Source organism: Wolbachia endosymbiont of Drosophila bocki (assembly GCF_028982005.1).
Lineage (GTDB): Bacteria > Pseudomonadota > Alphaproteobacteria > Rickettsiales > Anaplasmataceae > Wolbachia > Wolbachia pipientis.
This window is the reverse complement of the sequence record NZ_JAPQLG010000212.1, coordinates 6,312-13,943: the sequence shown is the minus strand read 5'-3', so window position 1 is coordinate 13,943 and position 7,632 is coordinate 6,312. Positions and strand designations below refer to the sequence as shown.

Genomic DNA, 7,632 nt, shown 5'->3' with positions numbered 1-7,632 from the left:
TTTGAGATAGTTACATGAATTTACCATAAATCACCATCTCATAAAGTGTGATGCAACAAAGCCATTCCAGACTGGAATGACACCTCTGGACACTTCCGTCCTAAAGGAACCAGTGTCAGCTACTCGGATGACACCTTTTTTCTACTTAGTTTGGGTTATGCAAGAAGTCTAATGAAGTGAAAATAAATTTATTTACCAAAATAGAGTTGCCTTGGTCTACAGATCTTAGTTTCTTTATCATTTATCATTTCATACCACTGAGTAACCCAACCAGTGGTTCTTGCAAGTGCAAAAATAGGCGTGAACATATTTGAGGGGATATCAATAGCATTCATTATTATGCCTGAGTAAAAATCAACATTTGGATATAACTTACGCACGATAAAATATTCATCCTTTAAAGCTATTTCTTCAAGTTTTTTTGCAATTTTAAGCAGTTCATTATTTTGTTCTAGTTTACTTAGAACCTCATGGCAAGCGCCTTTCAATATACGCGCGCGCGGATCATAATTTTTATAAACACGATGTCCAAATCCCATCAATTTAAATGGATCTTTATCATCTTTAGCTTTTTCGATGAATTTATCTATATCTCCACTTTGCTCTATCTCTTTTAGCATATTTATAACTGCCTCATTAGCTCCACCATGTGCTGGTCCCCAAAGTGTAGCAACTCCTGCAGAGAGGCTTGCAAACAGATTAGAACCAGCCGATCCCACCAATCTGACAGCCGCCGTAGAAGCATTCTGTTCATGATCAGCATGGAGAGTAAATATTTTATCCAGAGCTTTTGCAAAAAGGGCGCTTTTATCATTATCAACAGCATCGCCAAATATCATCTTTAAGAAATTTTCACTGTAACTTAATTCATTGTTAGCATTTATGAATTCCTGATTGTTGATATGCCTATAAATCATTGCAATAATTGTGGAAACTTGCGCTATTGCAGAAATTCCAAAATCTAGGTCTTCACCATTGACATTGTTGCCATGCTTTTCATGATAAGATGCTGACAAACTTGCAAAACATGCAACTAAGATTGACATAGGGTGAGCAGTTTTTGGAAATGCTTTAATTACATTTGTAACTTGCTCTGATACTTTGGATGATTCTTGTATTTTGAGAAGAAATTTTTTGTGTTGCTCTGAACTGGGTAATTCACCATAGAGCAATAAATAAATCACAGCAGTAAAATTATTATTCTCTGCCAAATCAGCTATATTATGTCCCCTATATTTAAGAACTCCTTCATCTCCATCAATGAATGTAATTGTAGAAGAGCATGAAGCTGTAGAAACAAACCCTGGATCGTAAGTGAATAATCCTGTCATCTTATATAAATCCTTGATATTTAACACATCAGGACCTGTTGTTCCGCTTAATACAGGTAGCTCGATTTTTAATCCATTACTTAGTTCTAATAGCACTTTTTTATCCATCACTTAAGCTACTTAAATTTTATACAGAATATACAAACTGAGGAGTATATATTAATACAGTTAACTTTACATTAACCGTATTAAGCGGTCATCAATGCTTTTACTTTTGCATTTAAGCGACTTATTTTACGCGCAGCAGTATTCCTATGAATAACACCTTTATTCACACACTTGTGTAAATTAGATTCAGCATTCCGAAATGCCAGAACAACATTTTCTTTGTCGCCAGACTTGATTATATCAACCAATTTTCTAATAGAGGTGCGAGTTTTACTTTTCCGCATCTTATTTATTAAAGTGCGCTTTGCTATTACCTTTATCATTTTTTTAGCACTCTTATGATTTGCCATATATTAATACCTAAAATACTGTACTTTTCTTTTAATTATAAAGTTTTTTTGTTAATTTGCAATATCAGTTTTTCCTATGGTTAATCTACTGCTTCTCTCTTCAATAATTTTTTCTAAACTTTGCAAGAATTCATTTTTGTTTAACCCAGGATATATTGGGGGCAATATTTCTATTACTGCCTTTCCGGGATTCTTTCTCAGAGAAAGTATGCTTTTTGGCCAAAACAAACCAGTGTTTAAAGCAACCGGTAACACAGGAACAGATAATACGCTATATAAAGCAGCAATACCTGGTTGATATTTTATATTTTGGTTTATAGTTGTTCTTGTACCTTCAGGAAATATTATTATGCTTCTATTTTCTTTTATACGCATTTTTGCTAGTTTGATTATATGGCGTATAGAACTGATACCATCTGAACGGTTAATAAAAATCATTTTCAGCGCTATAAGATGCAAACCAATGAATGGAATCCATTTCAATTCACGTTTTAAAATAAAAACCGCTTTTCTAAATAGTAGTATAAAAATAAATGTTTCAAATGGAGATTGGTGTTTAGATGCAATGATAAAAGGTTGCTTAGGGATGTTTTCCATTCCCCTCACTTCATATTTAATGCCACATAATAAACGCAGCATGAATAATACAACTCTCACCGAACAGACGAGGAAAATGGTTATTACACACTCAGAAAAGAAAATTACAGGGAGAGTAATGAAAGTATAGAATACCTCCCATAATATAAGAAAGAAATTAAACAATAAACTTGAAATCACAAACTCACATAAATTTATTTAAATTTAACTTTATTACAAATTAAAAACAATAAATTTAATTATTGATCATCTGAGTAATAGGATGCGAATCAGCTAATTTGTCCTTTAACTTTTCGTTAGCAATATGAGTATATATTTGTGTTGTAGAAAGGTTAGTATGGCCAAGAACTTTCTGTATCAACACAATATTTGCTCCGCTATTTAGTAGATGGGTAGCAAAAGAATGCCTAATCACGTGTGGAGAGATCTTATTTTCATCAATATTGCATTTTCTTGCCAACTCCTTCATTAATTGACCGACCCTCTGCCTTGTAATTGGTTTATTAGGTTTATCACCTGGGAATAGCCAATCGGATTCCTTTTCTTTAGAGATCAGATTATCACGAACTGATAAATAATTTCTAAGGCTCTGCAATGCCTGTTCATTAAAAAGAACTTGCCTCTCTCTACCACTTTTCCCTTTTATTATTATATAGCATTCTTTGTTATTACTGTTTATTAAATGTGACACTTCACATAATTTCATACTAATTAGTTCAGAAACACGCATTCCAGAAGAGTAAAGGATATCTAAAATCGCACATAGCCTTTTACTGCTTATCTCCTTATTCGATTCGCTTGCTGATTTTCTCGCTGTGTCCATTAGCAAAAATATTTCTTCGACACTTAAATACTTAGGCAAAGGACGAGAAACTTTTGGATTCTTTAATTCAGCATCATTAGCCGGCGCTGGATTAAAATTTATTATTCCGTCATTAAATAGACACTTGTAAAAATTTTTCATAGCGGATATTTTTCTTGATATAGAGCTACTTTTATATTTTTTTTGTGTACATAAAGATTTCACATAATCTTTAATATTGGTTTTGTTTACACCAACCAAGGTAGTGCCGCTTTCCAATAAAAATTCTTCAAACTGGTGTAAATCCGAACGATAACTTTCCAGAGTATTTTGTGCAGCGGACCTCTCTGAAGCTAAAGCATCTATGTAATATGTTATGTAAAGATTTTCTTTTTTATTTTGCGACTGTTTATTTTTCATTATCAGTTCCTATATTTATTTCTTTGGCTATAATTTGACTAGAAGTGTTCCCTGTGTTTCTTATGAGAAAATATGAGACAAATAAAGCATTTATCAATAGAGTGAACATCACAAACTTTTGCTTTAACCTTTTTCTTAAATTTAATCTTACTCTTATCATAGTTAAATTATAACGTTAAATCTATAAAAAACACCTTATAAAGTGAGCTCTACTGTAAATATAGAATACTTCTTAGCTGTATCTATCTATATTTATTATAACATAACATTGATTATAATTCTAACATGGACAGATAGAGATTCCAATTACGTTAGTGTTATGGGTGCTAATAAATTTTTAATATACACCTTTACAAAAGAAGAAATCAAATGGCATCTTTTTTTAATAAAGTGCTAATAAAAGGAACGGTCACATTTGACCCTATAGATTCATTATCTATCTTTTCTATAATTTTATCAATGCTATAGAAAGAACGTTCTATTCTTGCTAAAATATAATTAATCACTTTTAAATCAATTTTTAACTGTTTATCTGAAAATCGTTTTATTAGCATAATTCTTAATAATTCCTCGCTTGCAGGCAAAATTTTTACGCTGATAGTTGATAATATTCGAGAACTTAAATCTCTTAGTTCGAAGTTAAGCTTTTTTGGTGAAATTGAAGAAGTGATTAGCAGCCTCTTGTCGTTTTCTTTCATGTAATTGTAACAATGTAATAACATTGCTTCATCTTTAATGTTTTGTACGTCTTCTAAAATAAAAGCATCGCTATACCTAATCTCGCTTACGAAGTTATTCACATTGATAAAGATTGCATCGTTTATTGATTGCCAAATATAAGCAAGATGAGTTTTACCGGAGCTTTTAGGTCCAAAAAGAATCAGACATTTCCAAGATAAATCATTAACTACCGAATTATATACGTGCTTATTTTCATCTAAGATGATGTAATTTTGCCGGCTATAATCAGCTTGATTGTTGTTAAATAAATTTAATTGCACGTTGAACCTCTTACGTAACCTCTTTCTGGTAGTAATTTTTGCGCAGAAATTTACTTACGCTCCTCAAATGTGTCAGGTATTCTGGGCTCATTTCTCCTCTTACCATAAATTGATTATGCAAAAGGTCTGTTAGCCGTTTTTATAAAGCTCACTTTTAAAATATTTATTGATTGCATATTCTACTGATACATTGAACATTGCTATTATTGGAATAAAAAGTAATATACCTGTAAATCCAAAATATGAAGCGCATATAGTAATTCCCAGAATAATTACAGTTGGATGTATATGAACTTTTTTTCCTATTAATAAAGGAACTAATATGTTTGAATCTATTAATTGCCCAACACCAAATAATAGCAAAACAGCAGCACTTTCAAACCATCCACTAAATTGAGTGATAGCGCTCAAAAACCCAATAATGGTATATAATAATGGCCCTACGTAAGGTATGAACGTTAACATTCCTGATAAAATTCCAATAACAATAGAGTGTTTCAATCCGATTATGCTCAGGCTTACAGAGTAAAAGATCATCATGACAATACATACATTTACCTGCCCCTTTAGATAATTAGATATAATGAAATCCACTTTGAAAAAATAATCTGCAATTTTTCCCCTGTAAGGAATAGGGATTAATTTATTAGCTTTTTCTATAATTAAAGGCCAATCACGTAATATATAGAAAAACACTACAGGAGTAATCACCATTAATGATACCGTGTTAAAGCTTGAACTTAACACTTGGATTATAAAGTTACTAGCAATATCAAGAGCATTCATGAAATAAGATACATAGTTGCTGTAATTTTCTGCTAGATTTTTAGATAAGTGATCAAATAAGCTATCCTCGATTTTTATATTAAGAAATTCTAATACAGAGGGGATTACTTTAAGCTCTAATGAAGGCACTTTACTCACTAAGAAATTTAATATTGAAGTAATTTGAACATATATAATAGGTAAAACAAATGTTATGACTAGTATAAAAGCTATTAATAAAACAAGTATTATAAAAATTACAGAACATGAACGTGGTATTCTATACTTTTCAAACTTAATTACTAGCGGATTAAACAAATATGCAATAATAATAGATATTAAACATGGAAAAATCATAGTACGCATCAGGAATAACACCCCTATTATAAAAAGCAGTATGAAACAAATAGTTATATGACGTTTTTGCATGTGTTTAGCATAGCTAATTTACTGAAAAATATGCAATTTATTTTTCCTATGTTGAAAGTATTTTACGATTTGTAATACTATCGTTTTTTACTAAAATTTAGTTGTTTAATCCGCAGGCAAAGATAGATTTTGAGCTCTCTAAATATCTCTTTTGCTATTATAATTATGCTAGTTAATAGGGGAAGTAACTTTTATATGATGTCAGAAATTTTATTTTTCGGAAAGAATCTTGGATAGAGAGGAAAGCTTCTACAAAAAGAAATATGTGCGCTAAGAAATACAAAATAGCAGCATTAATAGTTGCAGCGGGAGTAGGCAGTAGATGCAATTCTACGATTCCTAAGCAATATATAAAACTGGCAGGTAAATCTGTTTTATTTCATACAATTAAAAGATTTCTGGCTAACCAATATATAGATTACATAAGAATAGCAATTAATAGAGACCATGAAAGTTTCTATGAGAAAGCTATATCACTAATTACAGACACTAAATTACTAAGCCCTGTATACGGAGGAGAAAACAGGCAGAGTTCAGTTAAACTAGGGCTTGAAAGCTTACAAAAAATTAACCCAGATTTTGTAGTTATACACGATGCTTGTAGGCCTTTTGTGTCAGATGTTCTGATAGATAACTTGGTTGAATCTATGATTAATGATCAATATACAGGAGTAGTTCCAGCAATAGAAGTTGAAGACACTATGTCATTGGTGAGTAATAGTTTTATTGAATCTACGATTTCAAGAGGAAAGCTCAGAGCCATACAAACCCCTCAAATTTTTAATTTCAAAGAATTATTATCATGCCATCAATCAGTCAAAGAATTTACTGACGATTCATCACTAATGGTAGAGCACAAAAAACATGTTGCGATTATTAAAGGTGAGAAAAGCAATTTTAAGTTAACCACAAAAGAGGATATCAATATGGCAAAGCTTCTTTTTGAAGAGCCAAAATTTCGTGTCGGAGTCGGTTATGATATACATAAGTTCATTAAAGTTCAAAATGGTGCTGAAAGCTTTATAAAAATTTGCGGTGTGAAAATTGAACACAACATGGCAATAGAAGCGCACTCTGATGGTGATGTTGCAATACATGCAATCGTTGATGCAATACTCGGAGCACTGGGATGTGGCGACATAGGAGAGCACTTTCCTCCTAGTTCCTCTGAATGGAAAGATTGCAATTCATCTCACTTTCTTGACTTTGCTGCTAAAAAAGCAAAAGAAAAAGGGTACAGCGTGTCTAATTTAGATATTACTATAGTTTGTGAAGAGCCTAAAATATCGCCTTACAAAGTAGAAATGAAGAAATTCATATCAAAAGCATTAGAAATTGATGATGAATTTGTAAATATCAAAGCAACCACTGCAGAGAAATTAGGTTATATTGGAAGAAATGAAGGAATAGCAGTGCATGCTTCTGTGTTATTGCATACAAACTTTTATTGGAAATAGAAACGAAAAAACTTACTTGACATCCTTTGCCAGCCCCCTTATCGTGAAACTGAAGCTATTTATTTATCTTCTCTGTACAGATTAAACGACAAAAAAACTCACGTATCTGGCGTCCCATGTTTAATTTTTTGCACTGTGTGCACCTTATGTCTTTATAAAATTTCTAGGTTTTTACCTGATATAAGCTGAAATGCGCTATTTAAAACATCAAAAAACGCCGATTTAAAAAATGGATAGTGAATAACTAGCTACCCTAGGGTTTCTTTTGCCTTTTTTTCTGTTTAGTAAATTTCTTAATGTTCATAATTTAGATTAGTTGCGGCTTAAAAGCAACTAAATCGCGGTTATTAAGCGTTTAGAATAAAAAAACGC

The 7,632-nt window shown here is 31.7% G+C and carries 8 protein-coding genes; 1 reads left to right on the top strand and 7 read right to left on the bottom strand.

What is annotated here, in order from left to right; all coding sequences use genetic code 11:
- Positions 1-188: 188 nt before the first annotated feature.
- The 7 genes from OZD61_RS05405 to OZD61_RS05375 form a co-directional block, all read right to left on the bottom strand.
- Complete coding sequence (locus OZD61_RS05405) at positions 189-1,439, bottom strand: citrate synthase (protein ID WP_015589409.1); 1,251 nt, start codon at positions 1,437-1,439, stop codon at positions 189-191.
- A gap of 80 nt (positions 1,440-1,519) precedes the next feature.
- Positions 1,520-1,789 carry a 30S ribosomal protein S20 gene (rpsT, locus tag OZD61_RS05400; protein WP_012673338.1) on the bottom strand — a complete coding sequence of 90 codons (270 nt, stop codon included), beginning with the start codon at positions 1,787-1,789 and terminating at the stop codon, positions 1,520-1,522.
- A 51-nt stretch (positions 1,790-1,840) separates the two neighbouring features.
- Positions 1,841-2,566 carry a lysophospholipid acyltransferase family protein gene (locus tag OZD61_RS05395; protein ID WP_010963063.1) on the bottom strand — a complete coding sequence of 242 codons (726 nt, stop codon included), beginning with the start codon at positions 2,564-2,566 and terminating at the stop codon, positions 1,841-1,843.
- A 55-nt stretch (positions 2,567-2,621) separates the two neighbouring features.
- A complete protein-coding gene (locus OZD61_RS05390) occupies positions 2,622-3,608 on the bottom strand; it encodes a tyrosine recombinase (protein ID WP_274980119.1) in 987 nt (328 codons plus the stop codon).
- Positions 3,598-3,768 (bottom strand): hypothetical protein, encoded by a 171-nt coding sequence (locus tag OZD61_RS05385; protein ID WP_274980118.1) that lies wholly within the window; start codon positions 3,766-3,768, stop codon positions 3,598-3,600. The genes OZD61_RS05390 and OZD61_RS05385 overlap by 11 nt, the downstream gene beginning before the upstream one ends.
- Positions 3,769-3,973: 205 nt before the next feature.
- Positions 3,974-4,609 carry a DnaA ATPase domain-containing protein gene (locus OZD61_RS05380; protein WP_274980117.1) on the bottom strand — a complete coding sequence of 212 codons (636 nt, stop codon included), beginning with the start codon at positions 4,607-4,609 and terminating at the stop codon, positions 3,974-3,976.
- A gap of 129 nt (positions 4,610-4,738) precedes the next feature.
- Positions 4,739-5,803, bottom strand: coding sequence for an AI-2E family transporter (locus OZD61_RS05375; RefSeq protein WP_274980116.1), 1,065 nt, complete (start codon positions 5,801-5,803; stop codon positions 4,739-4,741).
- Between the two features lie 263 nt (positions 5,804-6,066).
- Between OZD61_RS05375 and OZD61_RS05370 the strand changes: the two genes are divergently transcribed.
- Positions 6,067-7,260: a bifunctional 2-C-methyl-D-erythritol 4-phosphate cytidylyltransferase/2-C-methyl-D-erythritol 2,4-cyclodiphosphate synthase gene (locus OZD61_RS05370; RefSeq protein WP_274980115.1), complete on the top strand. Its 1,194-nt coding sequence runs from the start codon at positions 6,067-6,069 to the stop codon at positions 7,258-7,260.
- Positions 7,261-7,632: the final 372 nt, after the last annotated feature.

Excerpts from the sequence above, each read along its gene's own strand:
- OZD61_RS05405 (WP_015589409.1), bottom strand. The coding sequence starts at position 1,439 with ATGGATAAAAAAGTGCTATTAGAACTAAGTAATGGATTAAAAATCGAG.
- rpsT (WP_012673338.1), bottom strand. The coding sequence starts at position 1,789 with ATGGCAAATCATAAGAGTGCTAAAAAAATGATAAAGGTAATAGCAAAG.
- OZD61_RS05390 (WP_274980119.1), bottom strand. The coding sequence starts at position 3,608 with ATGAAAAATAAACAGTCGCAAAATAAAAAAGAAAATCTTTACATAACA.
- OZD61_RS05385 (WP_274980118.1), bottom strand. The coding sequence starts at position 3,768 with ATGATAAGAGTAAGATTAAATTTAAGAAAAAGGTTAAAGCAAAAGTTT.
- OZD61_RS05375 (WP_274980116.1), bottom strand. The coding sequence starts at position 5,803 with ATGCAAAAACGTCATATAACTATTTGTTTCATACTGCTTTTTATAATA.
- OZD61_RS05370 (WP_274980115.1), top strand. The coding sequence starts at position 6,067 with ATGTGCGCTAAGAAATACAAAATAGCAGCATTAATAGTTGCAGCGGGA.